This window comes from Arthrobacter sp. PAMC25284 (assembly GCF_019443425.1).
Lineage (GTDB): Bacteria > Actinomycetota > Actinomycetes > Actinomycetales > Micrococcaceae > Arthrobacter > Arthrobacter oryzae_A.
Map to the genome: position 1 here is coordinate 2,771,459 of NZ_CP080382.1, position 26,345 is coordinate 2,797,803.

At 66.6% G+C, this 26,345-nt stretch carries 23 protein-coding genes, 1 tRNA gene, 3 pseudogenes and 2 riboswitches; of the genes and pseudogenes, 15 read left to right on the forward strand and 12 right to left on the reverse strand.

The features are described 5' to 3' along the window. Positions 1-21: 21 nt before the first annotated feature. From KY499_RS12790 to KY499_RS12810, 5 genes and pseudogenes are all read right to left on the reverse strand, one after another. Positions 22-1,258, reverse strand: a pseudogene (locus KY499_RS12790) (IS110 family transposase). A 347-nt stretch (positions 1,259-1,605) separates the two neighbouring features. Next, positions 1,606-1,836, reverse strand: a complete 231-nt coding sequence (locus KY499_RS18300; protein WP_258190763.1) for a hypothetical protein — start codon at positions 1,834-1,836, stop codon at positions 1,606-1,608. Positions 1,837-2,267: 431 nt separating this feature from the next. Further along, on the reverse strand, positions 2,268-3,440 hold the full coding sequence (locus KY499_RS12800) for a N(5)-(carboxyethyl)ornithine synthase (RefSeq protein WP_219885529.1): 1,173 nt from the start codon (positions 3,438-3,440) through the stop codon (positions 2,268-2,270). Continuing rightward, positions 3,437-3,586 carry a hypothetical protein gene (locus tag KY499_RS12805; protein WP_183164548.1) on the reverse strand — a complete coding sequence of 50 codons (150 nt, stop codon included), beginning with the start codon at positions 3,584-3,586 and terminating at the stop codon, positions 3,437-3,439. Before KY499_RS12805 ends, KY499_RS12800 begins: the two co-directional genes overlap by 4 nt. Positions 3,587-3,687: 101 nt before the next feature. Then, positions 3,688-3,761, reverse strand: a tRNA-Gly gene (locus KY499_RS12810). Positions 3,762-4,342: 581 nt separating this feature from the next. Here KY499_RS12810 and KY499_RS12815 point away from each other — a divergent pair. From KY499_RS12815 to dcd, 3 genes are all read left to right on the forward strand, one after another. Further along, positions 4,343-5,719: a sugar transferase gene (locus KY499_RS12815; RefSeq protein ID WP_258190764.1), complete on the forward strand. Its 1,377-nt coding sequence runs from the start codon at positions 4,343-4,345 to the stop codon at positions 5,717-5,719. A gap of 19 nt (positions 5,720-5,738) precedes the next feature. Then, positions 5,739-5,915, forward strand: coding sequence for a sugar transferase (locus KY499_RS18305; RefSeq protein ID WP_258191100.1), 177 nt, complete (start codon positions 5,739-5,741; stop codon positions 5,913-5,915). An 83-nt stretch (positions 5,916-5,998) separates the two neighbouring features. Beyond that, positions 5,999-6,574 (forward strand): dCTP deaminase, encoded by a 576-nt coding sequence (gene dcd, locus KY499_RS12820; RefSeq protein WP_123255299.1) that lies wholly within the window; start codon positions 5,999-6,001, stop codon positions 6,572-6,574. Positions 6,575-6,589: 15 nt separating this feature from the next. Here the strand turns inward: dcd and KY499_RS12825 are convergent. The 3 genes and pseudogenes from KY499_RS12825 to KY499_RS12835 all read right to left on the reverse strand — a co-directional run bounded on the left by KY499_RS12825 (position 6,590) and on the right by KY499_RS12835 (position 9,714). Further along, positions 6,590-7,787: pseudogene (locus KY499_RS12825) on the reverse strand (cation:proton antiporter). 4 nt (positions 7,788-7,791) lie between these two features. Next, the gene (locus tag KY499_RS12830) at positions 7,792-8,274 is read right to left on the reverse strand and encodes a cation:proton antiporter regulatory subunit (protein ID WP_123255086.1); all 483 of its coding nucleotides are present in this window, start codon (positions 8,272-8,274) and stop codon (positions 7,792-7,794) included. Positions 8,275-8,283: 9 nt separating this feature from the next. Next, the gene (locus KY499_RS12835) at positions 8,284-9,714 is read right to left on the reverse strand and encodes an MFS transporter (RefSeq protein ID WP_123255085.1); all 1,431 of its coding nucleotides are present in this window, start codon (positions 9,712-9,714) and stop codon (positions 8,284-8,286) included. Positions 9,715-9,862: 148 nt separating this feature from the next. Between KY499_RS12835 and KY499_RS12840 the strand changes: the two genes are divergently transcribed. From KY499_RS12840 to mnhG, 6 genes are read left to right on the forward strand one after another with little or no spacing between them, the layout of a single operon-like run. Continuing rightward, positions 9,863-12,910, forward strand: coding sequence for a Na+/H+ antiporter subunit A (locus tag KY499_RS12840; protein ID WP_123255095.1), 3,048 nt, complete (start codon positions 9,863-9,865; stop codon positions 12,908-12,910). Then, positions 12,907-13,422 (forward strand): Na(+)/H(+) antiporter subunit C, encoded by a 516-nt coding sequence (locus tag KY499_RS12845; RefSeq protein ID WP_123255084.1) that lies wholly within the window; start codon positions 12,907-12,909, stop codon positions 13,420-13,422. Before KY499_RS12840 ends, KY499_RS12845 begins: the two co-directional genes overlap by 4 nt. Beyond that, positions 13,419-15,056: a Na+/H+ antiporter subunit D gene (locus tag KY499_RS12850; protein WP_123255083.1), complete on the forward strand. Its 1,638-nt coding sequence runs from the start codon at positions 13,419-13,421 to the stop codon at positions 15,054-15,056. Before KY499_RS12845 ends, KY499_RS12850 begins: the two co-directional genes overlap by 4 nt. Then, positions 15,053-15,598 (forward strand): Na+/H+ antiporter subunit E, encoded by a 546-nt coding sequence (locus tag KY499_RS12855; protein WP_123255082.1) that lies wholly within the window; start codon positions 15,053-15,055, stop codon positions 15,596-15,598. Before KY499_RS12850 ends, KY499_RS12855 begins: the two co-directional genes overlap by 4 nt. Beyond that, positions 15,595-15,873 (forward strand): monovalent cation/H+ antiporter complex subunit F, encoded by a 279-nt coding sequence (locus tag KY499_RS12860; RefSeq protein WP_123255081.1) that lies wholly within the window; start codon positions 15,595-15,597, stop codon positions 15,871-15,873. The genes KY499_RS12855 and KY499_RS12860 overlap by 4 nt, the downstream gene beginning before the upstream one ends. Further along, complete coding sequence (gene mnhG, locus KY499_RS12865; RefSeq protein ID WP_123255080.1) at positions 15,863-16,291, forward strand: monovalent cation/H(+) antiporter subunit G; 429 nt, start codon at positions 15,863-15,865, stop codon at positions 16,289-16,291. The genes KY499_RS12860 and mnhG overlap by 11 nt, the downstream gene beginning before the upstream one ends. A 30-nt stretch (positions 16,292-16,321) precedes the next feature. On the opposite strand, the gene KY499_RS12870 is transcribed toward mnhG, so the two are convergent. Further along, a complete protein-coding gene (locus tag KY499_RS12870) occupies positions 16,322-16,585 on the reverse strand; it encodes a DUF4235 domain-containing protein (protein WP_123255079.1) in 264 nt (87 codons plus the stop codon). A gap of 195 nt (positions 16,586-16,780) precedes the next feature. Further along, a riboswitch (TPP riboswitch) is annotated at positions 16,781-16,923 on the forward strand. A gap of 64 nt (positions 16,924-16,987) precedes the next feature. Here KY499_RS12870 and KY499_RS12875 point away from each other — a divergent pair. The 5 genes and pseudogenes from KY499_RS12875 (at position 16,988) to KY499_RS12895 (ending at position 23,002) form a co-directional block, all read left to right on the forward strand. Then, positions 16,988-17,635 carry an ECF transporter S component gene (locus KY499_RS12875; RefSeq protein ID WP_123255078.1) on the forward strand — a complete coding sequence of 216 codons (648 nt, stop codon included), beginning with the start codon at positions 16,988-16,990 and terminating at the stop codon, positions 17,633-17,635. 16 nt (positions 17,636-17,651) lie between these two features. Then, positions 17,652-19,325, forward strand: coding sequence for an ABC transporter ATP-binding protein (locus KY499_RS12880; protein ID WP_219885530.1), 1,674 nt, complete (start codon positions 17,652-17,654; stop codon positions 19,323-19,325). After that, a pseudogene (locus KY499_RS12885) lies at positions 19,322-20,126 on the forward strand (energy-coupling factor transporter transmembrane component T family protein). Before KY499_RS12880 ends, KY499_RS12885 begins: the two are co-directional and overlap by 4 nt. A 104-nt stretch (positions 20,127-20,230) precedes the next feature. Further along, positions 20,231-21,754: a UDP-N-acetylglucosamine 1-carboxyvinyltransferase gene (locus tag KY499_RS12890; protein ID WP_219885531.1), complete on the forward strand. Its 1,524-nt coding sequence runs from the start codon at positions 20,231-20,233 to the stop codon at positions 21,752-21,754. Between the two features lie 126 nt (positions 21,755-21,880). Further along, complete coding sequence (locus KY499_RS12895; RefSeq protein ID WP_219885532.1) at positions 21,881-23,002, forward strand: glutamate--cysteine ligase; 1,122 nt, start codon at positions 21,881-21,883, stop codon at positions 23,000-23,002. A gap of 42 nt (positions 23,003-23,044) precedes the next feature. Here KY499_RS12895 and KY499_RS12900 read toward each other — a convergent pair whose 3' ends face one another. From KY499_RS12900 to KY499_RS12910, 3 genes are read right to left on the reverse strand one after another with little or no spacing between them, the layout of a single operon-like run. Continuing rightward, entirely contained in the window at positions 23,045-24,253 is a 1,209-nt protein-coding gene (locus KY499_RS12900; protein WP_219885533.1) for an O-succinylhomoserine sulfhydrylase, read from the reverse strand. Further along, entirely contained in the window at positions 24,254-24,664 is a 411-nt protein-coding gene (locus KY499_RS12905; protein WP_219885534.1) for a rhodanese-like domain-containing protein, read from the reverse strand. Next, a complete protein-coding gene (locus tag KY499_RS12910) occupies positions 24,661-24,960 on the reverse strand; it encodes a DUF1737 domain-containing protein (protein WP_123255071.1) in 300 nt (99 codons plus the stop codon). Before KY499_RS12910 ends, KY499_RS12905 begins: the two co-directional genes overlap by 4 nt. A gap of 13 nt (positions 24,961-24,973) precedes the next feature. Beyond that, a riboswitch (SAM riboswitch) is annotated at positions 24,974-25,088 on the reverse strand. A gap of 273 nt (positions 25,089-25,361) precedes the next feature. Between KY499_RS12910 and KY499_RS12915 the strand changes: the two genes are divergently transcribed. After that, positions 25,362-26,327: a hypothetical protein gene (locus KY499_RS12915; RefSeq protein WP_183164475.1), complete on the forward strand. Its 966-nt coding sequence runs from the start codon at positions 25,362-25,364 to the stop codon at positions 26,325-26,327. Positions 26,328-26,345: the final 18 nt, after the last annotated feature.

The window sequence follows — 26,345 nt, forward strand, 5'->3', positions numbered from 1 at the left end:
ATACCCCACGGTGCTAAGCCGTCAAGCGGCGCGGAGTTCGACGTTTTGGGTAGTGGTGTGCCAGGCGGTGTCCTCGTTGTAGGTGGTGTGGTGGCGGAGGCAGCCGTGGAGGATCCCGACGAGCCGGTTGGCCAGGGCCCGGAGGGTCTGGTGGTGGGTGGCGCCGCGTGAGCGGCGGGCGTCGTAGTAGGCGCGTGCGCCGGGCGAGACGCTGAGTGCGGTGAAGGCCTGCAGGTCCAGGGCATCGGCCAGGCGCCGGTTTCGGGCATGCCGGGCCAGCACGCTGCGCTTGGTGCCGGAGGCCCGGGTGACCGGGCTGGTCCCTGCGTAGTTCCTCCGTGATCTGGCGTCGGCGTAGCGGTCCGCCGCGTCCCCGAATTCGCCCAGCACCCGGGCGCCGAGCACCGGCCCCAGACCCGGCTGGCTGAGGTAGATCTCAGCGTCCGGGTGCCGGCCAAAAGATTCCTTCACCTGCCCCTGCAGGACGCCGATCTGGGCGTTCAGTTCGCGGATGACGGCAACCAGGGCCGCTGTGGTGGCCGTGTAGGCGGCCTCGATCCCCGGGCGGGCGGGCAACTGGGGCGCGTGCAGTGCCTCGACGATCTCGCCGGCTCGGGCGGCCAGGTAGCGTTGCCGTCCGGCGTGCCGCAACAGCGCCTGGACCCTGGCCGGGGTGAGGCGGGCCCCGGCCTTGGGGCCAGGCGCGGCGCCGAGCACGGCCATCGCGTCCCGTCCGTGCAGGTCCTGCCCGAACGCGGACAGCGCGGCCGGGTAGTACTCGCGCAGGTTCGAACGCAGCACGTTCGCCTGCCGCTGCCTGGCCCAGATCAGCGACTGGTGAGCCCTCGCCAGGACCTTGACCTCCTCCGCGACGTCGCTGTCGGCGGCGATCGCCCGGTGCAACTCCCGGTCAACAGCCACGATCCGGGCCAGCACCAGCGCATCACCCTTATCCGATTTCGCCCCGGCCGCCCCGGTGCGCTGCCGGTAGCGGGCCGACTGCGCCGGATTGATCGCGTAAACCGTGTAGCCGGACGCCAGCAGTCCCTGGACCCAGGGCCCGCGGTCGGTCTCAATCCCGATCAGCACTTCGGCCGGTGCCGCGTTCTCGGGCAGGTACCCTCCGAGCAGGTCATGGAGGGCCTCGAGCCCGGATACGCCCTCAGTGAGCCTGCGGCGCGTCAGTACCCGGCCCCCCCTCATCCATGACCGCGATGTCGTGGTGGTCCTCCGCCCAGTCGTCGCCGATGAACAGCATTGTCCCGATCCCTTCCGTTGTGGGCTTATCCCGGGCACGACGGGGAGGAAGGAACTGGCTGCGGTCTAATGGATCAGTGCTCCACGGCACGACACCCCACCAGCGCTACAGGCCCACCTCACCAACCGGCAGGGGCACGATCTAGACCTAGGCCTCGACACGGGGCCAGGGGCGTCAAGTGCTCACCCACCAGCGGCTCGGATACCCAGCATGCCCCCGAAAGGACCTACGGGTACACCCCCATTAGGGGCTTCCGCCCGGATCCAACGCCTGGGTCCCTAAACAGCGGTCGCCGCCGCCCGCACATCGAGTGCAGGCGACGGCGATCGCTCGTCTTCGGGGTGGACTCAGCCGAAATACCAGCCGGGCGGCACCCATGATGCGGGAACGGCGTGCGCTGAATAGTCGTCGCAGCCGGAGCAGAAGTACGTGACTTCGCCCAGTTTGCTGACTGAACCGTCCCTGCGGTGTGCCGCAGGGACGAAGGACTCTAAATAGACAAAGTCGTCGGTGCCGCAATGCTCGCAGTACGGGCTTCCGACGTAATCAGCATTGCCCAAGGTGACGTGGTGGATCATCGTACGTCCCCGGGCCGGGTGCTTGGGGGCAGTGCCGCGCGGAACCGGTGGCGTCACCGGATGTGCGGTCTTAAGAGCATGGACGGGGCGGGTGAGTGGAACATGCGGTCGATCTGTGGCTGGCAACATTGACGGCCTATCCCGAGCGCCCCCGCACTCAACCACATGGATTTAGCAGGGACGTAGCTCGTAATCGAATCGTACTTTTGGGCCTCTGCTTGACCTCTTCGTTATGTCAGGATAAAGGAAGGACACGTTCCGATCAATGGCCGCGTAAGTACCTCTTCTGCGTAAGTACGCTTTTCCGCGTAAGTACAGAGACTCCGTAAGTACCCGGGCTGCCGGCGCGCAGGTAGAGGGTGCCCTGGCGCGGCCCCGTCAGCCCGGTCCCGCGGGCGGATCCGCGGGACCGGTACCGTCTGGCGCGGGGACTACTTGCGCGGCGTGCCGGTGAGCGGGGAGTGCGGGTACTCCGGCTCCCGCTGCTGGAATTGCAGTACGTCCGGGTTGAGGATCACCCCGTCGCGGATCTCGATCGCGCGCCGGATGGTCTCGTTGCCGGCCCAGGCTTCGGGACCGCTGATGACGGTTTCCAGGAACGGCAGCAGCGCTTCGCTGATTTCCCAACTGGCGGAATTCCAGAGGTAGGACGGGCTGTGGTCCACCGCGTAGTAGTCGATATGGTCGCCCACCTTGAACATTGGCTCGGCAAACGTCGTGGACTTGGCCCAGCTGAAGCCCATGCCCTCGTCGCAGGAGACGTCCACGATGAGGCTGCCAGGCCGGAACGCGGCCAGGTCTTCCTCGCTGAGGTAAGTCAACGGTGCGTTGGGGTCCTGGAGGGTGCAGTTGACCACAATGTCGCTTTCGGCGAGGAACGGTGCCAGTGGCACGCGTCCGCGTTCAGTGATGACCTCGCTCAGGAACGGGGCTTTGTCGTCGTGGTCGAACTGGGCAATCCGCACCGAATGAATTGGCGAGCCCACCGCGGCAACACCACGGTTGGTCAACACCTGGACGTCATGGACGCCGTGGGCGTTGAGCGCCGTGACGGCGCCGCGGGCCGTGGCGCCGAAGCCAATGACGACGGCGCTCAGCCGGCGGCCGTAATCCCCGGTGGAACCGGTGAGGGCCAGGGAATGCAGCACTGAGCAGTAACCGGCGAGTTCGTTGTTCTTGTGGAACACGTGCAGGCCGAAGCCGCCGTCGCTGGCCCAGTGGTTCATTGCCTCAAAGGCAATCAGAGTCAGCTTTTTGTCAATCGCTATCTGGGTGATGTTCCGGTCCTGGACGCAGTGCGGCCAGCCCCAGAGGATCTGCCCGTCGCGGAGCTCAACGAGGTCCTCCGGCTGCGGTTTGGGCAGCAGAACGACGTCGGCCTCGGCCAGCAGCTGCGCCCGCGGAACCACGCGCCCCACGAGTGGAGCGAGATGTTCGTCGGAGACACCGAAACGTTCGCCATACCCCTCCTCCACGATCAGGAGGCGCCGGAGTTCCGGTGCAATCCGGTCCAGGTGCTGGGGGTGGATGGGGAGCCGTTGCTCGTCCGGTTTCCGCGTAGTCGCCAGGACGCCCAGGGTGAGGTGGTTCGGTGCGCCGGTCACTTCTTCTTGGGGCTCGCCGGCTTCGACGCGGTGGCCTTGTCCATGGAGCTGGGCGGGGCTGCAGCGGTCCGCTTATCGGCGCGCTTTTCCTTGAGGGATTTGCCGGATTTCTTGGATGCTGCTTGACGGGGGGATTTGTCAGCCATGATCGCTCCTGTAGCGGAACCGAAGGGGTTCCTGACTTCGAACGATACAGGTATGCACCTAATGGTTTCCGGTGGAGTGCCGGGCCGGTGGTGCGCGTGATTGGAGCGGCTGACGGGAATCGAACCCGCGTATCAAGCTTGGGAAGCTAGCGCTCTACCATTGAGCTACAGCCGCAGAAGGACCTGTCCGGAAACACGTTCAGCGACCCGGCCTGTCCAACGACTTCATACACTACCGCAGTCTTGCGGCGCCTTCGAACAACCGCGTCGGTTCCGTCCGGCACGAGACGGAGGACCTGCCCTTCGTCCGCCCACGCATACAGCGATGCTGCCCGGCTCCCTGGAAGAAGCTGGAGCCGGCCCGACAATTACCGCCACGCCACCACACCAGGGGGTTCGCCCTGCGTGGGCTTCGGGACTGGGCCGCTGCGTAACAGGTAGTCATGTCTCAGCTACACGTAATTTGGTCGAGTAGTTATCCAATTGAGACGAATTTCTGCGGGTGGTGGACGAAATCTAGAGGGGTAGCGCCCACTCGTGTATAAGGAGCCGGCATCCAATGTACTAGGGGACACGACAGCTCACCGACTCAATAGAAGGTCTCGCTATGTATGAGGAGCAGTTGCTGGCGGTCGACTCCGCGTTGGTTTCAACGGGTGGCGGCTACCGGCCGAACGCGCAATCCCACGGACGCCTGGCAGCGCCAGGTTCGGGGTGCCGAAAGACGCCACCCCGGGCCAGCAGCAGGAGTCGACGATGAGTAACCTCAGGCAGCAACCGGCATTCAGCGCCGGCAGCCATGCGCCGGCCCCTGAGCTGGCGTGGCCGCGACCGCATACGAAGCCCAAGCACTCCGTATGGGACGATTCCTCCCGGGCCAAAAGGGCAGGGTCGCGTGGCTCCAGTGCCATCCGGTGGACGGACTATGCGAACCGTCTGCGCCTTACCGACGCCGCTGTCATCGCAATTTCGATCGCGTGCGCCTACATGGTGCGGTTCGGCAGTGACGCTCGGGGAATGGGCGGCCAGCAGTTCGAGGCGCGCTACCTTTGGGTCTCAGGCCTGATGCTTGCAGCTTGGATCGTGGCCCTGGAGGTGTACCGGACGCGCGACGGCCGGACCTTCGGGATTGGATCGGACGAATACAAACGTGTGGCACAGGCAACGCTCAAACTTTTCGGCGCGCTGGCGATAGCGATGGTTTTCCTGGGCTTCGACGTCGTCCGCGGCTATTTCGCCGTGGCGCTGCCGATGGGACTGCTCCTCCTGTGCGCAAACCGCTGGTTATGGCGGAAATGGTTGAACCGGCAGCGCAGGAACGGCGCGTACCTTTCCAAAGTGATCGTGATCGGAAACCCTTCGGACGTCGAGTACGTCGTGAACCAGATCTCGGGAAATCCCTGCGTCGGCTACCAGATTTCCGGTGTCGCGTTGTCGACGCTGAACGAGTCCATGGAGCTGCAGCCTCCGTGGTACCGAATCCCGGTGCTGTCGACGCTGGCAGACGTATCCCGGATGGTGGCTGTGACCGGGGCCGACGCCGTCATCGTCGCAGGCGAGGTGCCTGGCGGCAGCAAGTACATCCGCGAGCTGGGATGGCGGCTGGAAGAGACCGGCACGGAGCTCGTCCTGGCTTCCGCTCTCACCAACGTCGCCGGTCCCAGAATCCATTGGCGGCAAGTCGAGGGGCTGCCCCTCGTCCATGTGGAGCTTCCCCAGTACGCCGGCGGCAAGCATGTCCTGAAACGCGTTGTCGACATCGTGGCCTCGGCGCTGGCGCTCCTGGTCCTGTCGCCGCTGATGTTGTCACTCGCAGTCATCGTCAAACGCGACAGCGCAGGGCCGGTTATTTTCCGGCAGGAACGGGTAGGCCGAAACGGCGTCCCCTTTAACATGCTGAAGTTCCGTTCAATGGGACAGAACGCTGAAAACGATCTCGAAGCCCTGCTCGGACAAAACGAAGGTTCCGGCCCGCTCTTCAAGATCCGCAACGACCCGAGGGTGACCAACTGCGGACGCTGGATGCGCAAGTTTTCACTCGACGAACTGCCCCAATTCTGGAATGTCCTCGTGGGCGAAATGAGCCTGGTCGGGGCCGCGGCCGCCGCTGCAGCAGGAGGTCCAGGAGTATGAGCACTTCACCAACCGCCGGCTGCTGATCAAGCCTGGAATAACCGGGTTGTGGCAGATCAACGGACGATCCACTCTTCCGTGGGAGGAGAGCATCCGGCTCGATCTCTACTACGTCGAAAATTGGTCCCTCACCGGCGACCTGATGATCTTGTGGCGGACCTTCCGGGCCATGCGCAGCCCGGTTGGGGCGTTCTAGGAGATGCGATTAAACAGCCTCCGGCCGGGGTAATGTTGGGGCGCTCCGCGTAACCCCGCCGGGCTGTACGGTAGTTTGGATCTGTGCTGATCTCTGACCGCGACATTCGTACCGAAATCGACGCCCGCCGGATCGTGCTGGAGCCGTTCGACCCGGCGATGGTCCAGCCGTCGTCGGTTGACGTCCGCATTGACAAGTTCTTTAGGTTGTTTGACAACCACAAGTACGCCCACATCGATCCGGCCGAGGACCAGCCCGAACTGACCCGGCTGGTGGAAGTGGATTCGGGCGAACCGTTCATCCTGCACCCGGGCGAGTTTGTGCTCGGCTCCACCTATGAGACGGTCACGCTGCCCGATGACATCGCCGCACGGCTGGAAGGCAAGTCCTCGCTGGGCAGGCTTGGTCTGCTCACGCATTCCACGGCGGGCTTCATCGACCCGGGATTCTCCGGCCACGTCACCTTGGAACTATCAAACATGGCGACCTTGCCGATCAAACTTTGGCCGGGCATGAAAATCGGCCAGTTGTGCTTCTTCCGGCTCTCGTCAGCGGCGGAATTCCCCTACGGCTCCGGCGAGTACGGCAACCGGTATCAAGGCCAGCGCGGCCCGACCGCCAGCCGCAGCCATCTCAACTTCCACCGGACAGACATCTAGCGGCTACCGGACGGGCTAGGCCGGCCCGGCGGCCGGTACCACGGGCGGCTTCACCCGACCGCGCAGCATCCCCACGACTGGTTCGACGAAGCGGGCCGCCAGCGGACCCATGATCGCCATAATGAGCACATAGGCGGTCGCCAGCGCCGCCAGCTCCTGGCTCACGGCGCCCGAAGCCACCGCCAGGCCTGCGATAACAATCGAGAACTCGCCGCGGGCAATCAGTGTCGCCCCGGCACGGAATCGCCCCGGAACCCCAATCCCTACCTGCCACGCAGCCCAGACACCCGTCGCCATCTTGGTGGCCGCCGTCAGGACCGCCAGCACGAGGGCCCAGCCCAGGACCGGCGGGATGGCGGCGGCATCCGTATTGAGGCCGAAAACCACAAAGAAGATCGCCGCGAACAGGTCGCGCAACGGCTCCAGGATGCGGGTGGCGCTGTGGGCCGTCGCGCCGGAAATTGCTATGCCGAGCATAAACGCACCGACAGCCGCCGATACCTGGAGGGCCGAAGCGAGCCCGGCGACGAGCAGAGCCGCTCCGAGCAGATTGAGCAGAAACACCTCGGAATTCTCGCTGTGTACCACCTTGGAAACCCGGTGGCCGTGCCGCAGCGCCACGAGCAGCACAACAGTCACCACGCCGAGTGAGATGCCCACGGTCTGCATCCCAAAGACCAGGCTGACGCCCGCCAGCGTGGCCGTCAGGATCGGCAGATAGATGGCCATGGCAAGGTCTTCGAAAACCAGGATGGAGAGGATCACCGGGGTCTCCCGGTTGCCGATCCTGCCGAGGTCAGTGATCACCTTGGCAGCGATTCCGGACGAAGAAATGTACGTTACGCCCCCCATGACCATGGCGCCCACCGGACCCCAGCCAAGGAAAAAGGCAAGGCCGGCACCCGGGACGAAATTGAGCACAAGATCCAGGATGCCGGCCCCGCCACGACCGGCGCAGACCCGTCACGAGCTCCGCGGCTGAATATTCCAGACCGAGCATAAGCAGCAGCAGGATCACACCGATTTCGCCGGATATGTGAGTGAACTCCTGCATGCCGTCCATTTTGATGACACCGGAGGAGCCGAAAAACAGCCCGCCCACAAGGTAAAGCGGGATGGGGGACATCCTGATGCGCCCGGCAAGCCTGGCCAGCAAACCGAGACAGAACACGACGGCGCCCAGTTCGACCAGAGCCAGTGCCAGCGGATCCATTCCGCTAGCCGTTGCGCAGGATGCCGGCTGCGGTGTCCAGGCCTTCCTGCGTTCCCACGGCAACGAGGAGATCGCCGCAGCGCAGGACGACGTCGGGTCCCGGTGAGGCGAGAACTTCGCCTTCGCGCATGATCGCGACGATCGATGCGCCGCTGCGGGAGCGGATGCAGGCTTTGCCCATCGGCTGGTCAGTGTATGGCGCTTCCGCCCCGATCGAGAACTGGCGGGTGACGATGCCCGGGACCTCCCGGTGGGCCTCTGCGAGCTGGGCGGCCAGGCGCTGGCCGCCCAGCAGGTTGCCCAGGGTGTTGGCCTCCTCCGTGGTCAGCGGAATGGACGCCTGGCAGGTATCGGGATCATCCCAAGTCGAGACGATCAGTTCCGTCTGGCCCTCGCGGTACTCCACGATGCCGATCCGGCGCCCGGAGGCGGTCATAAAATCTTTGCGCCGGCCCAGGCCGGGGAGATCTGTCTCGTCCACGTTCATAGCTTCAGCCTAGTCCGCGGAGCCTTGTTTCGGAGGTGGGCAGGCCGCGGGAAGGGACGCGAACCCGGTTTTGCCCGGCGGCTTAACCGGCAACAGCACGAGCAACCCGGCCAGCAGCACCACCAAAATGCCCAGGATGCCCCAGCGCTGGGCCTCGCCGGGAGCCACGAGAGGAGTCGCGATAGTGATACACAGAGTGAACAGCGCCGGGGCCAGGAAGCTCGCAGCACGGCCGGTGGTCGCGTAGAGGCCAAACAACTCGCCCGCCTCACCGCCCGGGGCGAGCCGGGCCAGGTAGGCGCGGGACGAGGATTGCGCCGGCCCCACAAACAGGGACAGGAACAGGCCGAACACCCAGAACGTGGTGGACCCGCTCCAGTCGAACCCGAAGACAACATAGTTGGCGTTGCCGAGGACCAGAATGGCAGTGCCGGCGGCCAGCAGTCCCACCAGCGAACCCACAATCACGGCTTTCGGCCCGATCCGGTCGTCCAGGAAACCGCCGCCCACGGCCCCGGCAGCAGCCACAATGTTGCCGAAGATCGCGAAGAAGATGACATCCCTCAGGTCGAAACCAAACGTTCCGGCCGCAATGACGCCGCCGAACGTGAAGACCGCGGCCAGCCCGTCACGGAAGACCGCACTGGCGAGCAGGAAGAATATGGTGTGCGGGCTGGTCTGGTAGATCGCCTTGATCCGGCGCACTAGCAGGCCGTAGGAAGCGCGGACCCCGGGCCGGGGACCCCGCACCGGCCGGGGAAGTTCCGGCACCGCCAGGAGCACAGGCAGGGCAAAGACCAAAAACCATATCGCGGAGAACACGGCAACGAGCCGTATATTCAGGCCGTCCTGCGTGGAAGCGCCGAACCAGTCGAAGGCGGGCTGGACGAACAGCTGCAGCACCGCCACGAGCGCGGCGATACCGCCAAGATAGCCCATGCCCCAGCCGAATCCGCTGACTTTGCCGATGTTTTTCGGCGTGGAAATCTGGGCCAGCATGGCGTTGTAGTTCACTCCCGCGAATTCAAAGAACACATTGCCGAGCGCAATAAGCGTCACGCCCAGGAGCAGGAATTCCGGCCGGGGAAAAACAAAGAAGCAAAGGCCGGTCAGGAGCGCAGTGGCGGCAGTGTTGACGCCGAGCCATAACTTCCGGCGCCCGCCGGAGTCCGAACGCTGCCCGGTGACCGGCGCCAGCACGGCGATCACCGCGCCCGCGAGGGCCAGTGCGCCGCCCAGGACAGCCGAGGTCTGATCTTTGCCGCCAAACGCCCCGGATGTCAGGTAGACCGTGAAAACGAAAGTGGTCATAACGGCGTTGAACGACGCCGACCCCCAGTCCCAGACGGCCCAGGCCAGCACCTGCCCTTTGCGGGAGACGTGGTTCCCGGATTCGAGTTCCGAGGAGGGCCGTATGGACCCGGGAGCGGCGGAGTTCATAGCGTGAATAGTAGCTTCCGTGCGCAAAGCACCTGCGGCGCTGCCAAAAGAATTTGTGCACGCTTGGTAAACTGTGGGCACCGAACCCAGCGAAATCCCCGCCTGCCCGCCTTTTGACAATCAAATTCCTGACGTTGCGGAGATACCAGTGATCACAGTCCTCGCCCTGCACTTCGTCCTGGCCGCTGTGGCACCGCCGCTGTTCCGGAGATTCGGCCGCAGCGCGTTCTATGCCCTGGCCGCCGTTCCCGCCGGCTCGTTCGCCTGGCTAATCCTGCAACATGGCGCCATCTACTCCCGGACCGACGCAGAACCCGACCCGGGTGCCGACACGGCCGGCACGGGCGGAGCCATCGCGCAGGTACTGCCGTGGATTCCGGACCTCAAGCTCGAATTGGCATTCCGAATGGATGCACTGTCCTGGGTCATGTCGCTGCTGGTGCTCGGTGTGGGCGCGCTGGTCTTGGTCTACTGCGCCCGGTACTTCAAGGCAGGCGATGAGAACCTGGGCGGTTTCGGCGCCCAGCTTCTCGCCTTCGCCGGGGCGATGTTCGGGCTGGTGACTGCCGATGACCTGCTCCTGATGTTCGTCTTCTGGGAATTGACCACCGTGCTGTCCTACCTGCTGATCGGCTATGCCCGGACCAGATTGTCCGCCCGCCGCTCGGCGCTGCAGGCCCTCATGGTGACCACTGCCGGCGGTCTGGCCATGTTTATTGGGCTGGTCATTCTCGGTACTGCAGCAGGCACCTACCGGATCCAGGCCATCATGGAGCTGGCCCCGGCACTGGTCACGGGACCGGCCGGGGCCGCCGTGGGGGCCGCCGTCGTGCTCATCCTGATCGGTGCGGTCACCAAGTCCGCGCTGGTCCCGTTTCATTTCTGGCTCCCCGGCGCCATGGCGGCACCCACCCCCGTGAGCGCGTACCTGCACGCCGCGGCGATGGTGAAAGCAGGCATTTACCTCGTGGCGCGCCTCGCGCCCGGGTTCAACGAGACGGCTTACTGGCTTCCGGTCGTCCTCGGCCTGGGGCTGGCCACGATGCTGGTGGGCGGCTACCGGGCTCTCCGCCAGACCGATATCAAGCTCATCCTGGCCTACGGCACAGTGAGCCAGCTCGGCTTCCTGACCATGGTGGTGGGACTCGGCACACCCGAGGCGGCCCTCGCCGGACTCGCCCTCCTTCTGGCCCACGGGCTGTTCAAAGCCACCCTCTTCCTGGTTGTGGGCATCATCGACCATCAGGCCGGAACACGTGACATCCGCCAACTTTCAGGAGTTTTTGGTTCCGCCCGTGCCCTGGCCGTCGTGGCGGCCATCGGCGCCGCCTCGATGGCCGGGCTTCCACCACTTGCCGGTTTTGTTGCGAAGGAGTCGGTCTTTGAAGCGTTCGTCGACTACGGCGCCGGTTCGGCGGCCGGGCAGCTGCTCCTGGCCGGACTGGTCATCGGCTCCATCCTGACCTTCGCTTACAGCGCCCGCTTTATGTGGGGCGCCTTCAGTGTGAAGACGGGCGTGGCACCGACACCTTTCAAGCCGATCCCGCCGGCTTTCCTCGCCGCACCCGCGGTGCTGAGCGCCCTGACGGTTCTTTATGGGCTGTGGCCCGCCCCGGTCGACGGCTGGATCCAGCCCTACGCTGCGCTCGTTGCCGCTGGCGGGGCGGTCGACGGCGGTGCCGGCTACCTGGCGCTGTGGCATGGATTCACCCCTGCATTGGGGCTGACCGCCGTCACCTTCGCCCTGGGCCTCGCCATGTACTTCGGCCGGCCGGCTGTGTCCCGTCTGCAGGACCGGGTGCCCGGCTGGATCGACGGTGACCGCGCCTATCAGTTGACCATTGGTGCGCTCGACGACATCGCGGTCTGGGTGACCGGCCGGACCCAGCGCGGTTCGTTGTTCTTCTACCTTTCCGTCATCCTGACGGTCGCCTTCGTGCTGCCGCTGACCGCACTTCTGCTCGCCCGCAAGCCGCTGCCGGACGGCCTCTACCTGATCGACCCCAACTCACCGCTGCAGCTCGTGGCCGGTACCGGGATCGTCATCGGAGCGCTCGCCGCCGTACGCGCCAACAAACGGTTCCTCGCCGTGCTGATGGTGGCCGTCACCGGTTACGGGATCGCGCTGATGTTCGCGCTGCAGGGCGCCCCCGACCTCGCCCTGACCCAGGTGCTCGTCGAGAGCATCATCCTCGTGGCGTTTGTCCTTGCCATGCGGAGCCTCCCCGCCGAACTGAGGGACCGCACCGGCGGGAAGTACCGTCTGGTCAGGGTCGTCATCGGCCTCTCATTCGGCGTCACCATGATCTTTGTGGCGATTTACGCTCTGGGCGCCCGCGTGGCGCTGCCGGTCTCGTTGGAGTTCCCGCGGCTGGCCTACGAGGGCGGCGGGGGACTGAACGTCGTTAACGTCATCCTCGTGGATATCCGCGCCTGGGACACCTTCGGCGAGATCGCGGTGCTGGCCCTGGCCGCCACCGGCGTCGCGAGCCTGATCTTCGTCCGGGGCCGCGGCGACAATATCCAGACCTCCTCGACGGTCGCCGAAGGCACCGTGGGGAGACTGCACCGTGCCCGCGGCAGCACACGCGACGCCGCCGCCCTGGCCACGAACCGCCGGTTCGCTGCTGCCACCCGGGATGCCTGGCTTGTGGCCGGGCGTACCCTGGCCCCGGAGCGCCGCTCCATCATTTTTGAGGTTGTCACCCGGCTCATCTTCCACTCCATGATCGTTTTTTCCCTGTACCTGCTCCTCGCCGGCCACAACCTGCCCGGCGGAGGCTTTGCCGGCGGGCTCACCGCCGGCCTCGCCCTGACCATCCGGTACCTTGCCGGCGGCCGGTTCGAATTGCGGGAAGCCACGCCCGTCAGCGCGGGCGCCCTGCTCGGGATCGGCCTCGCCACGGCCGCGGCCGCGGGCCTGGCCCCGCTGCTGCTGGGCGGACAGGTGTTCCAAAGCGCGATCATCGAGTTGTGGCTGCCCGTGTTCGGGGACATCAAGTTCGTCACGTCGACTATCTTCGACATCGGAGTGTACGTCGTCGTCGTCGGACTGGTCCTGGATGTGCTGCGCAGCCTCGGCGCGGAAATTGACGAGCATTTCGAAGAAGGCCCCCCGGAATCACCCGATGCGGAATCGGGCGGGCCGGAGCCCGGCGAAGTCCCGGCCGCAACCACTGCCAGGGGGCACCAATGAGCGTCAATCTGACCCTGCTGCTGGTCATGGGAGCCTTGTACGCCTGCGGCATCTACCTGATCCTGGAACGCAGCCTCACCCGCGTCGTGCTGGGCCTGATGCTGCTGGCCAACGCCACGAACCTGTTGATCCTTGCCACCGGCGGCTTCGCAGGACGTGCGCCGATCTTCAGCCAGGACACCGACCCCAATGACTACAGCGACCCCCTGCCGCAGGCGCTGATCCTGACGTCGATCGTGATCTCATTCGCTGTCACCGCCTTTTTGCTGGGCATCATCTACCGCACCTGGGCCCTGGCCCGGCGGGACGACATCCAGGATGACGCTGAGGACCGCCGTGTGGCGGCGACGCCCAGCTTCGACGCCGAGGATGACGCCGAGATCCCCGCCGAGACGTCGGAATTCCCGCTGACCATAACAGGCTCCGACGCCACCAGGGCCGCGAACCTTGCGGCAGAAGAACAACCAGGCTCCCTCCGGGCGGCCCCGAAACCGGAAGGCGGCAGGCCGTGAACATCGCCAGCTTCGCCCCGCTGGCCGTCCTCCTTCCGGTCCTCGGTGCGGCATTGACTTTCCTGCTGATCCGGCAGGCCCGCAACCAGCGGATCGTCAGCATCGCCGTGCTGTCCGTGACCCTGCTGCTTGAGTGCTGGCTGCTCGCGACCGTGTGGGAGGGCGGGGCGGCGGCCGTGAACATCGGCGGCTGGCTTCCGCCCTGGGGCATCGTGCTGGTCGTGGACCAGTTCTCGTCGCTGATGCTCGTAGTCTCCTCCACGGTGAGTCTCGCCGTGCTCGTCTACGCGACAGGGCAGGGCATGGCGGACGGCGACGAGGACGCCCCGGTCTCGATCTTCCACCCCACCTATCTGATCCTGGTGGCCGGCGTGTCCAACGCCTTCCTGTCCGGTGACCTGTTCAACCTCTATGTCGGATTCGAGATCCTGCTGACCGCCAGCTACGTCCTGATGACTTTGGGCGGGACCGGCCCCCGGATCCGCGCCGGGGTGACCTACGTGGTGGTCTCGGTGGTTTCCTCGGTGCTCTTCCTGATCGCTATCGCCATGATTTACGGCGCCACCGGAACCATCAATATGGCGGATCTTGCGCTCAAGCTCGCGGACGTGGACCCGGGCACCCGGGACCTGCTGCACGTAATGCTGCTCGTGGCGTTCGGGATCAAGGCCGCGGTGTTCCCGCTGTCCTTCTGGCTCCCGGACTCCTATCCGACGGCGCCGGCCCCTGTCACCGCGGTGTTCGCCGGGCTGCTGACCAAAGTGGGCGTCTACGCGATGGTACGGACGGAGACGCTCCTGTTCCCCGGGGATGCGCTCAACGCCCCGTTGATGGTCGCAGCACTGCTGACCATGGTGGTCGGCATCCTCGGCGCACTGGCCCAGAGCGACATCAAGAGGCTTCTGTCCTTCACCCTGGTCAGCCACATCGGCTACATGGTCTTCGGACTCGCCCTGTCCACCGTGGCCGGGCTGGGCGCCGCCGTCTTCTACGTGGCCCACCACATCACCATCCAGACCAGTCTGTTCCTGGTGACCGGCCTGATTGAACGCCGCGGCGGCAGTTCCTCGGTGGACCGGCTGGCAGGGCTGGCGAAACTCTCCCCGCTGCTGGGCGTACTGTTCTTCCTCCCCGCCATGAACCTGGCCGGGATCCCGCCGTTCTCCGGCTTCCTCGGCAAACTCGGCCTCGTGCAGGCCGGCGTGCAGCTCGGCACACCATTGGCCTACGCGCTGGTGACCGGGGGAGTGCTGACCAGCCTGCTGACCCTGCTCGCCGTCGCCCGGGTCTGGAACAGGGCCTTCTGGCGCCAGCCCGCGGACGCCGAACACCCCGACCCGGTACTGCTCGCCGCTCCCGCGGATTCAGCCACGGGAGACCGGGCAGGAAAAACCAATGTCACGCTGCTGCCGCGAACGATGGTGGGGTCCACCCTCGGCCTCGTGATCGCCGGCGTCGCACTCACGGTATTCGCCGGGCCGCTGTTCCAGCTCGCAGACCACTCCGCGCAGGAGATGCTGGACCGGTCCGCCTATATCCAGTCGGTACTCGGCGAGGAAACCCCGGTCCCCGCGGCTCCGCAATCCGGGCAGGCCCAGCCGCAGAACAGCCCGCAGCCGGGGGCCGGGACATGAGCAGGCAGCGGATCTCACTCCGCCAGGAAGTGCCCCTGCTCGTCTGGCTCGTCTTCGTCTGGGGCGCGCTGTGGCAGGACTTCAGCGCGGGTAACCTGCTCTTCGGTGCCTTGATCTCGGTGGTGGTCGCCCGGCTGCTTTACCTTCCCCCGGTGGAGCTGGGCGGCCGGTTCAATGTGCTGCGCGCCATCGCGTTCGCCGTCATCTTCCTGGGCAAAGTGGTGGCGGCGAGCATCCAGCTTCTGGTGCTGGCCGTGGTGACCGGGCCGCGGGTGATCAGCGCCATCGTCGCGGTCCCCCTGCGCAGCCACTCCGATCTGCTGGTCACGGCCACGGGGCACGTCATCTCGCTGATCCCGGGCTCGCTGGTGGTGGAGGTGGACCGGTCCACCTCCACGCTCTACATCCACGGAATCAACGTCCGTACTGCCCGGGACGTGGCCCGGCTCCGCAAGGAGGTCCGCGACACCGAGGCCGGGCTGATCCGCATCATGGGGTCGCGCGAGGAATTGTCCGCCCTAAAACAGGAGGGGGGCGCGTGATGCAGCTCGTCCTGACCGTGACCGCCATCGTTTTGTCCCTGGCCGCCGTCGGAGCGATTATCCGGATCGCGGTCGGCCCCTCGCTGCTGGATCGGGTGCTCGCGGCCGACGTGCTGCTGGCCATTTTTGCGGCCGCGCTGTGCATCGACATGGCCGTGAACCGCCGCCTCAACAACATCATGCTGGTTGTGGCGATCTCCATCATCGGCTTTGTCGGATCCGTGACCGTGGCCCGGTTCGTCGCGGACCGAAGGGAGACTCCCCGTGACTCCTGAGGATTTCCCCGTCGAGGCAGTGATCGACGCCGTCTCCGCCGTCTTTATGGTGGCCGGCGCCCTGCTGTCGCTCGCGGCGGCCATCGGGCTGCTGCGTTTCCCGGATCTTATGAGCCGGATGCACGCCGCCACCAAACCCCAGGTGCTGGGTCTGTTCCTGCTGCTCTTCGCCCTGGGGCTGCAGATGCGGACCTGGTGGGTGTGGCCCGTCCTGCTGGTGGCCTGGATCTTTCAGCTGCTCACCGTGCCTGTGTCCGCCCACATGGTGGGCAGGGCAGGCTACCGGACCAAGCACCTGCACCCGGAGCTGTTGAGCACGGACGAGCTCGAAGCCGTGGTCCAGCAGGCGGCCGCCCAGCCTGATCCGAACGCCGACGACGGCGGGCCTGCCGGATCCGGCGCACCGCACGGCAGGTAAGCCGACGGCAGTCCGTCCGGCCGCTGGCGCTTAGACGATGTCCTGGGTTTTAGCGAAGCGGGTGATGGCCCGCTGGGTGCCACGGTTCGCGAGGACCTGGATGATGGCGCTGACCGACGCCGAGATGAGAGCAAATGTCAGTGCGTGGCGCAGGGTGGTGGGAACGTCGTCGTCGTCGCCTTTGGGCGGTTTGGACCCGGTGATCTTTTCCCAAGTGGTGTCGACCAACTTGGTGCCGACGAAACCGGCGAGCAGGCTGATGCCGGTGCCGAGCAGTTTGATGAAGAGGTTCATACCGGGACTCCTAGGGGGCGGGAACTGGACTTGACCAGCCTAACGTTTTCGCCGGGCCCGTCCATACCGGCCGTCCGGCTCCGGCTGCGCCGCCGGGACCGGGCAGAATACGTCTTTCGGCCGCCGAATGTTACTGCAGGCCGTGAAAGCGCGGCGCTTCAGGTGTAAGCTGGGCCACGCCCACAAGGGTGATTTTTAATACGACAGGGGAGCGCCGCCGGCGACACCACTGGAGAAATCCAGAGGCATCACAGGCGGGCGCTGAGAGTGCGGACAGCCGCAGACCCTCGAACCTGATCCGGTTAGTACCGGCGCAAGGGAGTCGAGTTCTCAGAGTGCCCGGTGCGGCGGCGGAAGCTGTCGGACCGGGCACCCTCCCCTCCTGTTCCTCAGGAGGACGGCATGACATCTGTAGTAACCAAGAAGACCAGCTATAACTGGCGCGTTGTGGACATCGTGGTGGCCGCGTTGATCGCGGTCGCCGGCGGCGTGATCTTCTGGGCCTGGTCCCAGGGCGCCAACGTGATTTCCGCGCCCATTAATGCACTCTATCCGCCGCTCACCGGCCTCTACGCCGGCGGCTGGATGATCCCGGCCGTGCTGGGCATGCTCATCATCCGAAAGCCCGGAGCCGCTTTGTTCTGCGAAACCGTGGCCGCGACAGGTGAGTTGTTCATGGGCTCGCAATACGGGGTCGCGGTGCTCACCTCGGGCCTGCTGCAGGGCCTCGGCGCGGAGCTGGTGTTCGCGCTGGTCCTGTACAAGAAGTTCAGCGTCCCGGCTCTCTACCGGAAGTTCAACCTGCCGGTGGCGTTGCTGGCCGGTGCCGGCGCGGGCCTGTTCTGCGGACTCAATGACTCGTTTACGCCGTGGGGCTGGAACATCGCCTATGCCGCACCGGACAAGCTTGTCTACATCATCTGCACCACCATCTCCGGAGCCCTCATCGCCGGCGGGCTGTCCTGGCTCGCGACCCGGGGCCTGGCCAGGACCGGTGTCCTGGGCTCGTTTGCCTCCCGCAAGGCCGCCACGGAGCCCGTCTTTTCCTGATCACGGGACAGCCCTCATGACATCGATTCAGGCAGTCCGCCCCGCGGCCGTCACGGCACGGGGTTGGGGCTGGCGGCATGCCGGGCGAGCCCGGCCCGCCGTGAATGCGCTGGACCTGGACATCCGGCCTGGCGAACGGGTCCTCCTGCTGGGCCCATCCGGCGCTGGCAAATCCACCCTGCTCCATGCCCTCGCGGGCGTGCTCGGCGATAGTTCCGCCGGTGAGCCAGGTGAATCCGGTGATACCGGGGATTCCGACGAGACCGGCAGCCTCCTGATCGACGGGGCCCCGCCCCGGGACCGGCGTGGCCGTGCCGGCCTGGTCCAGCAGGACCCGGAGACCCAGGTCGTGCTGTCCCGGGTCGGTGACGACGTAGCTTTCGGCGCCGAAAACCTATCGGTGCCTCCCGCGGAAATCTGGGCGCGCGTGCACGAATCACTCGACGACGTCGGGCTCGGCGCACTGTCCCAGGACCATCCCACGTCGGCCCTCTCGGGCGGACAGAAGCAGCGGCTGGCGCTGGCCGGCATCCTGGCCATGCGCCCCGGGCTGCTGCTGCTGGATGAGCCCACCGCCAACCTGGACCCCGCCGGTGTGCTCGAAGTCCGCGACGCGGTAGGCCGCTGCCTGGAAAAGACCGGGGCCACCCTGGTGGTCGTGGAGCACCGCGTTGCGGTCTGGAAAGATCTCGTGGACCGGATCGTGGTGCTGCAGCCGGGCTCCGCCACGGAGCCGGCAGTGCTGATCGACGGCACGCCGGACGCGGTGCTTGATCAGGCGCGGGACATGCTCATGGCTGCGGGCGTCTGGGTGCCTGGCCATGTGCCCGCCACCCGGGCCCGCACCACAGCCCGGCGGGGTGATGCTGCCGCACACGGTGCGGGACGGGGCGCCGGGCCCTCTGCCGCAGGCGGCGTGCTGCTCGCCGCGGAACAGCTGGCGGTTTCGCGCGCGCAGCCGCGACGGGCCGGGCTCCGGGACGGCTTCCGCCGGATTGCCCCGCAGCCCGTGCAGGCCGGGATCACCACCGGGGTCCGCGCCGGCGAAGCCCTGACCATCACCGGCCCGAACGGCGCCGGGAAATCGACCTTCGCGCTGACACTGGCAGGCTTGCTCCGCCCCGTCGCCGGAACCGTGAGCGCCAGCGATGCCCTGAGCGCCGGCGTCGGAAGTGACCCCTACCAGTGGAAGGCCCAACAGCTGATTGCACGGATCGGGACGGTGTTCCAGGAACCCGAGCACCAGTTCGTCACCGGCCGGGTGATCGATGAACTGATGTTCGGCCCCCGCCACCTCGGCTACGGAGAGGACCGGGTGGAGGAGCTTTTGGAGCGGCTGCGGCTGACCGACCTCGTGGATGCCAACCCCTACACGCTCTCCGGCGGGGAGAAGCGGCGGCTGTCGGTGGCCACCGTCCTCGCCGCCCACCCACAGGTGCTGGTCCTTGACGAGCCCACCTTCGGCCAGGACGCAAACACGTGGGCCGAGCTCGCTTCCTTCCTGTCCGAGCTGCTCGATGCCGGAACCGCGATCGTCTCCGTGACCCATGACCAGGAATTTACGGCAGCCCTGGGCGGTACGGAACTCAGCCTCGGCGCTCCGGGCCGCGCCGGGCGCGGCAGCCGGGAGCACGGCGGGGGCCACCATGACCTCCGGGGCCGCGAACTGCCCGGGGCGGCCCCGTCATGAGGGATGCCCTGGCCCTTCGCGGCAACCGGTCCGTGCTGACCCGGGCCAACCCGCTGGCTAAGTTCACGGCCGTCGTCCTCATTACCTTCGTGCTGGCGTTGTCCATCGATTGGGTCTCGGCCTCGGTGGCACTGGCGTTCGAACTGCTCCTGTTTCCCCTCGCCGGCCTGACCCTGGTCCTGCTGTGGCAGCGCGGATGGCCACTGATCCTGGCCGCGGCACTGGGCGGATGGAGCACCGCCATCCTGGCGCCGGACACCGGGTCCATCCTGGTCGACACCGGGATCTGGTCCATCAGTGAGGGCTCCTTGCAGCTGGGGTTGGGGTTCGCGCTGCGCGGGCTCGCAATTGCCCTCCCCGCCGTGCTGCTGATGAGCTGCACGGACCCCACCGATCTGGCTGATGCGCTCGCCCAGAAGGCAAAGCTGCCGCACCGCTTTGTGCTGGGAACCCTGGCCGCGATGCGGCTGGTGGGGCTGATGGCCGAAGAATGGCAGACCATCGGGATGGCCCGGCGGGGCCCGCGGCGTGGGCTCGCGCGGCAACCCCTACCAGCGGATCCGGGCCACCCTGGGGCAGAGTTTTGGACTGCTGGTTCAGGCGATCAGGCGCGCTTCCCGGCTCGCTGTCACTATGGAAGCCCGCGGTTTCGGCGGGGCCGAGCGGACGTGGGCACGCCCTTCGACGTTCAGCGGCCTCGACGCGTGGGTCCTGCTGGGCGGCCTGGGAATCGCCGCCGCCGCAGTTGGCGCCGCCCTCGGAGCCGGTACATGGAACATGGTCTTCCTCGCGCAGCAGTAGCGGCCGCTGGCCAGGTTATCGCATGATGTGGGTATGAGGGGGCGAATCTGCGGACCGGGCCGCACTTCCTGCCTCGGGTAACTCATCTGTGATATTTTCGTGGAATGACTCAAGAGACTGCAGAACACGTTGGCATCCTGCTCCGCGACGCCCGGGGAGAGAAAGGCTGGACCCAAGGGCAGCTCGCCGCCGAGCTCGGGACGAGCCAGAGTGCCATCGCCCGGATGGAGCAAGGCAAACAGAACCTCAGCCTCAAGATGATCCAGCGGCTGGAAGCCATCGTCGGCCGCAGCATTGTCAAAGTGGGCCGGCCGCAGATGACCCACCTCAGGGTGGAGGGCGGCCGTACCCTGTCCGGCGCCGTCGACGTCAATAGCAGCAAAAACGCCGGCGTCGCGCTGCTGTGCGCCAGCCTCATCAACCGCGGCACCACTACCCTGCGCCGCCTGGCCCGGATCGAAGAGGTCAACCGGATCGTCGAGGTCCTGACCAGCATCGGGGTCGAGTGCACGTGGCTCAACGTGAACGACCTCCGGATCCGCCGGCCCGCAAAACTGAACCTCGACGCCATGGATGTCGAGGCCGCCCGGCGGACCCGCAGCGTCATCATGCTGCTGGGGCCACTGCTGGATGAATCCGCGGGGTACCGGCTCCCCTACGCGGGCGGCTGCGACCTCGGCACCCGAACGGTCGAGCCACACATGCAGGCGCTGCGCCAGTTTGGTCTCAGCGTTGAGGCCACGGCCGGCTTCTACGCGGTACAGGCTCCTCCGGCGGACGGTAAGGACCGGTCCTTCGTGCTCAGCGAACGCGGCGACACCGTCACCGAAAACGCCATCATGGCTGCCGCGCACCGCAGCGGCACCACCATCATCCGCAACGCCAGCCCCAACTACATGGTGCAGGACCTCTGTTTCTACCTGCAGATGCTCGGCGTGAAGATCGACGGCGTAGGCACCACGACGCTGCGGATCGTCGGCAACCCCGCCGCCGACGTCGACGTCGAATACTTCCCCTCAGAAGACCCGATTGAGGCGATGAGCCTGATCACAGCCGGGATCGTGACGAACTCCGAGGTCACCGTCCGCCGTGTCCCGATCGAGTTCATGGAAATCGAGCTCGCGACACTGGAACAGATGGGCCAGCAGCTCGAGGTCTCCGGCGAGTACTTTGCCCGGAACGGCCGGACCCGGCTGGTGGACGTCACCACCCGGCCCTCGGAGCTGCGCGCCCCGGAAGACAAAATCCACCCCATGCCGTTCCCCGGGCTGAACATCGACAACCTGCCGTTCTTTGCGGTCATCGCGGCCAATGCAGAGGGCCAGACCATGATCCACGACTGGGTCTACGAGAACCGTGCCATCTACCTGACAGAACTGAACAAGCTGGGCGCCCGTGTGCAGCTGCTCGACCCGCACCGCATCTACGTCAACGGACCCACCAGGTGGCGGGCCGCCGAAGTGGGCTGCCCGCCCGCGCTCCGCCCGGCGGCCTGCCTGCTGCTGGCCATGCTCGCCGCGCGGGGGGTCTCGGAACTGCGCAATATCTATGTGATCGAGCGCGGCTATGAGGATCTGGCCGAGCGGCTCAACACCATCGGCGCGAAAATCGAGTACTTCCAGGACTAGCCTTCCTCTGAAAGACCAACGCGGGGGCACTGTTCGCCCATCCGGGGCCGCCGGACGGGCGAAAAGTGGCTCCGCGTTGGTCCGCGCCATCTGTTGCATACACGTCCGCACGGGCAAAATAGGATCATGCGCACTTTCGGCGTTGAGGAAGAACTCCTGATTGTCGACGAGGCGACTGGTTCCCCGCTGGCTCTTGCTGCGGCCCTGATGGCACAGCTGAGCCCCGACGGCGCCGCCTGCCCGGACGAACCCGGCTTCAGCTATGAGCTCAAGCTCGAACAAATCGAAACCCAGACGGCGCCGTGCCGGGATTACGCCGGGCTGCTCCGGGCAATCCGGCTGGACCGGGACCTCGCGGACCGCGCCGCCCGGACCCACGGGGCCCGGGTTGCCGCCCTGGCAACGTCGCCGCACGCGCCGGTGACCCATATGACGCCCAAACCGCGCTACACCGCCATGGAAAACCGCTTCGGGCTCACCGTGCGGGACCAGCTGACCTGCGGCCTGCACGTGCACACCCTCGTGGAGTCCCCGCACGAGGGAGTGGCCGTGATGGACCGGATCCGCGACAAGCTGGCCGTCCTGGTGGCACTCAGCGCGAACTCGCCCTACTGGAACGGCACGGAGACCGGGTTCGACAGCTACCGCACACAGGTCTGGAACCGTTGGCCCGGCGCCGGACCGTCGATGATTTTCGGAAGTCTGTCTGTCTATCGCCGGGTTGTGAACCGGCTGCTGGAGACCGGAGTGCTGTTCGACGAGGGGATGGTCTACTTTGACGCCCGTCTGTGCCGGCACCATCCCACCGTTGAGGTCAGGGTGGCGGATGTGTGTCTGCTTGCCGAAGACGCGGCGCTGATTGCCGTGCTGGTCCGCGCGCTCGTGGAATCGGCCAGCCGGGACTGGCGCGACGGCGTTGAACCGGCCCCGGTCCCCACTGTGCTGTTGCGGATGGCTGCCTGGCAGGCCAGTAACTTCGGCGTGCGCACGGAGTTGCTGGATTTCGGCAGCTTCAGGCCCGCACCTGCCCGCGACGTAGTGGATGCGCTGGTGGACTACCTTGCCCCGGTGCTCCAGGAACAGGGCGAACTCGGGCTGGTGGACGCGGGCATCCGGCGGATCATGGAGCGCGGCACCGGGTCGCAACAGCAACGCCGCCTGTTCGCCGAGGCCGGGCTGCCCGGCGTCGTGGACCACGCGGTCAGGGCGACGTCGTTGTCCCCTGACGAAGTGCCATTCGCCGGATAGCTCCCGGGGACGGCCCGCGGACGACGGCCGGGGCCGGGGCGGTTAGACCTGCTTCAGGGCCTGACCCAGGTCACGCATCAGGTCTTCGACGTCTTCCAGACCCACGGACAGCCGCACCACTCCGTCGCTCAGCCCGATTGCGGCGCGTCCCTCCGGACCCATGGCCCGGTGCGTTGTGGTGGCCGGGTGCGTAATCAGGGATTTCGAATCGCCCAGGTTGTTGGAGATGTCGATGATCCGCAGCCCGTCCAGCAACGCGAAGGCGGCTTCCTTCGCGGACCGCCCGGGCGTCGGGGCGAGCTCCAGCGTCAACACGGTCCCGCCGGCCTTCATCTGCCGCGCCGCCAGCTCGTGCTGCGGGTGGGATGCCAGCAACGGGTACTTGACCCAGCCCACCGCCGGTTGCCCTTCAAGCCAGGCGGCGAGACGCAGTGCCGAGGCCGAGGCGTGGTTCACCCGCAGCGCCATGGTCTCCAGCCCCTTGGTCAGCACCCAGGCGTTGAAAGCGGACAACGCCGGGCCGGTATGCCGCATCAGCTGCTTGACCGGGCCGTCGATGAACTCCTTCGTTCCCAGGATGGCGCCGCCCAGAACACGGCCTTGACCGTCAATGTGCTTGGTGCCGGAGTAGACAACCACGTCCGCGCCCAAATCACCGCAGCGCTGCAGCAGCGGTGTGGCGAAGACGTTGTCCACCACCACGGTGGCGCCGGCGGCATGCGCGAGGGCGCTCACCGCGGCAATGTCGACGATTTCCTGCATGGGGTTTGATGGGGACTCGAAGAACACGGCCGTCGTCGGCTCCGACAGCGCCACCCGCCACTGCTCCAGATCCGGTCCGTCCACGAAGACAGTCTCGACGCCCCAGCGAGGCAGAACCTCACTGAGGATCACGAAGCAGGAACCGAAGAGGGAGCGTGCGGCGACCACCCGGTCGCCGGCTGCCAGCAGGGCGCCGAGGGCGGTGAAGACCGCGGACATGCCGGATGCCGTCGCGAAGCATGCCTCTGTTCCCTCGATCAGCCGGAGTCGCTCCTGGAAGGTCGCCACCGACGGGTTGCCGTAGCGCGAGTAGACAAACCGCTCGTCTTCGCCGGTGAAGGCCCGTTCGGCGGCTGCGGCGGATTCGTAGACGAACCCGGAATTGAGGAACACCGGCTCAGTGGTCTCCTGGAAGCCGCTGCGGTCAAGACCGCCGCGTACGGCCTGGGTCTCCGGTCCCCACCCTGCGGCGTCGGGATTGAAACCCACTTAGTTTTCTCCGAGATTGGTGGGCAGGCCGCGGTTCTTCCAGCCGTTGACGGTCCGCTCGCCGAGGTGGTCGGGTTCGCCTTCGAAGCCTTCCAGGACGTTGTACGCGGTGAACCCGGCTTCAGTGGCGGCAATGGCGGCGGCAATGGAGCGGGCGCCGGAGCGGCACAGGAAGATGAGTTCCACCGCGTCGTCCTCCGGCGCCTGCAACTTCAACTGCTCGATAAACCGCGGGTTGGCGTAGCCGCCGGCAAGATTCCACTGGATGAACAGTGGATCGTTCTCGGTGGCCTTGGTGTCCGGTATACCAATGTGGGCCCATTCGCCTTCTGTGCGCACGTCGACCAGAACGGCGCCGGCCTCCAGCTTGGCCCAGGCTTCCGGCGGGGTGAGGTCTCCTGCGTAGCTCACGCGTGCCCCTCAAATGCTTCCTCGTAGTCGGCAGCGTCGCTGTCGAGGTCCTCGACGGCGTTCGCGACGGCTGCGTCCGCGGACGCAATCGCCGTGGGCAGGATGACGGCCTGCGCCACGATCACGGTGCTGCCGTTAAACGTGACGGCGGGGTTGCCGTGAAGCACGTACCCTTCGGCCAGGGCGGCCGAGACGCGCTCGCAGAAGGAACGGTCATCGGGGCCGGTGAACAGCCGGTAGGCCAGTTTTTCCTCGGGGGAGGCCTGCGGGGCCGCCTGGACGGATGCGTCGGGCATTAGGGATCTCCTTCATTCACGCTTGCAGCTCGAGTGGTCGATATGCCGAGTATTCACCTGAGGCACCCCGCCGCGAAAGGGAGGGTTGCCGACCGGCCAGTCAGGGCTTGGCACCGGTTCTCATTACTCCCAACGAACGTAACACTTACGACGTCGGCCCGCACTGCCGCCGTCGTCATTTTCTGTCACGGATGCCGGGAACCGGGCCCGGCGCAACCGGGAGTTCCAAGTAGTGGCCACTCGTGTTATCCGGGACGGCGGCCACTTTACTGGAAGGACAAAGCCAGCAACATCGCCGCTCAAGTCTCAGAACTTGGGTCTCAGAACTTAGGTCTCATATAACTGTGAATCGCTGCCGCCGGGGGGACCGGCGTCAGCGGCCCGCAACGGAAGGGGAAGCCGTGCGTCCACACATCCTGGTTACCGGACTTGGCAGCGCCGCCGGGCGGAGCATCGCAACCCAGCTTTCGGCCCGGGGACTCCCGGTTCTCGGCGCCGACTCCTGCCAGGTGCCGGGTATCGCGGGTACCGAGGCGGTGGTGCTTCCGCCGGCATCGGATCCGGACTGGGTCCCGGCTCTGCGCCGGCTCGTTGATGCCAGGAACCTCAATGTGGTTATCCCGACGCGCACCGAGGAGTTGCCGCACCTGGCGGCCGCCCGTGCCGCGTTCAGCGACGGCGTCCGGCTGATCGTGTCCGATCCCGGCCCGGTGGCCCTCGCCAACGATCGCCTCCTGACCGCTTGGACGCTGCAGGCAGAGGGGATCGCGGTCCCGCGGTTCGGTGTGCCCAGCGACTTCGCGGCCGCACCGGCGTCCCTCGCAGCGATGGGCGGTTCCGTCGTCGTGAGGCCGAGGGTCCCCCGCGGCGAGAACGGCGCCGTAGTCCTGCCCGGGGCCGGGCCGGTGGACTGGGCGCAGCAGCCGGAGGGCCGGATCGTCCAGGAGTTCATCCCGGGGGCAGGATATGTCGCACTGGTCTTCGGGACCCGGACGCAGAACGCGATGGCGCCCCACGTGGTAGTCGTGGATCAGCCTGTCCGGGCCGGCCTGGGCGCCGGGACCGACACCGGTGCTGCGTCCGCTGTGGGCCGGAGGGTCGCGACCGGCGCCGCCGCGGATGTGGCCCCGCTGGCCATGGCCGCCGTCCATGCCGTCGGGCTGACGGGGCCGGTCGAGGTTGACATCCGCCGCAGGGCCGATGGCACCCCGGTGGTCCTGGGCCTGCGGGCACGGTTTGGTGCCAGCAGCGCCGCAGCCCCCGAACTCCTCGACGCGGTCCTGGCGGCGTTCCTGCTTCCGTCCTTCAACCCGGCCTCGTTCCGGCGGCGCCCGTCAGCGTACGCAGGAGCCGTGCGCTCAGCCTGAGGTGGCACTTTCCGGCAC

Coding starts and splice junctions, on each gene's coding strand:
- KY499_RS18300 (WP_258190763.1), bottom strand. CDS start 1,836: ATGATCCACCACGTCACCTTGGGCAATGCTGATTACGTCGGAAGCCCG.
- KY499_RS12805 (WP_183164548.1), bottom strand. CDS start 3,586: ATGGCTGACAAATCCCCCCGTCAAGCAGCATCCAAGAAATCCGGCAAA.
- KY499_RS12815 (WP_258190764.1), top strand. CDS start 4,343: ATGAGTAACCTCAGGCAGCAACCGGCATTCAGCGCCGGCAGCCATGCG.
- KY499_RS12830 (WP_123255086.1), bottom strand. CDS start 8,274: ATGAACGTGGACGAGACAGATCTCCCCGGCCTGGGCCGGCGCAAAGAT.
- KY499_RS12835 (WP_123255085.1), bottom strand. CDS start 9,714: ATGAACTCCGCCGCTCCCGGGTCCATACGGCCCTCCTCGGAACTCGAA.
- KY499_RS12845 (WP_123255084.1), top strand. CDS start 12,907: ATGAGCGTCAATCTGACCCTGCTGCTGGTCATGGGAGCCTTGTACGCC.
- KY499_RS12855 (WP_123255082.1), top strand. CDS start 15,053: ATGAGCAGGCAGCGGATCTCACTCCGCCAGGAAGTGCCCCTGCTCGTC.
- KY499_RS12870 (WP_123255079.1), bottom strand. CDS start 16,585: ATGAACCTCTTCATCAAACTGCTCGGCACCGGCATCAGCCTGCTCGCC.
- KY499_RS12875 (WP_123255078.1), top strand. CDS start 16,988: ATGACATCTGTAGTAACCAAGAAGACCAGCTATAACTGGCGCGTTGTG.
- KY499_RS12880 (WP_219885530.1), top strand. CDS start 17,652: ATGACATCGATTCAGGCAGTCCGCCCCGCGGCCGTCACGGCACGGGGT.
- KY499_RS12890 (WP_219885531.1), top strand. CDS start 20,231: ATGACTCAAGAGACTGCAGAACACGTTGGCATCCTGCTCCGCGACGCC.
- KY499_RS12895 (WP_219885532.1), top strand. CDS start 21,881: ATGCGCACTTTCGGCGTTGAGGAAGAACTCCTGATTGTCGACGAGGCG.
- KY499_RS12910 (WP_123255071.1), bottom strand. CDS start 24,960: ATGCCCGACGCATCCGTCCAGGCGGCCCCGCAGGCCTCCCCCGAGGAA.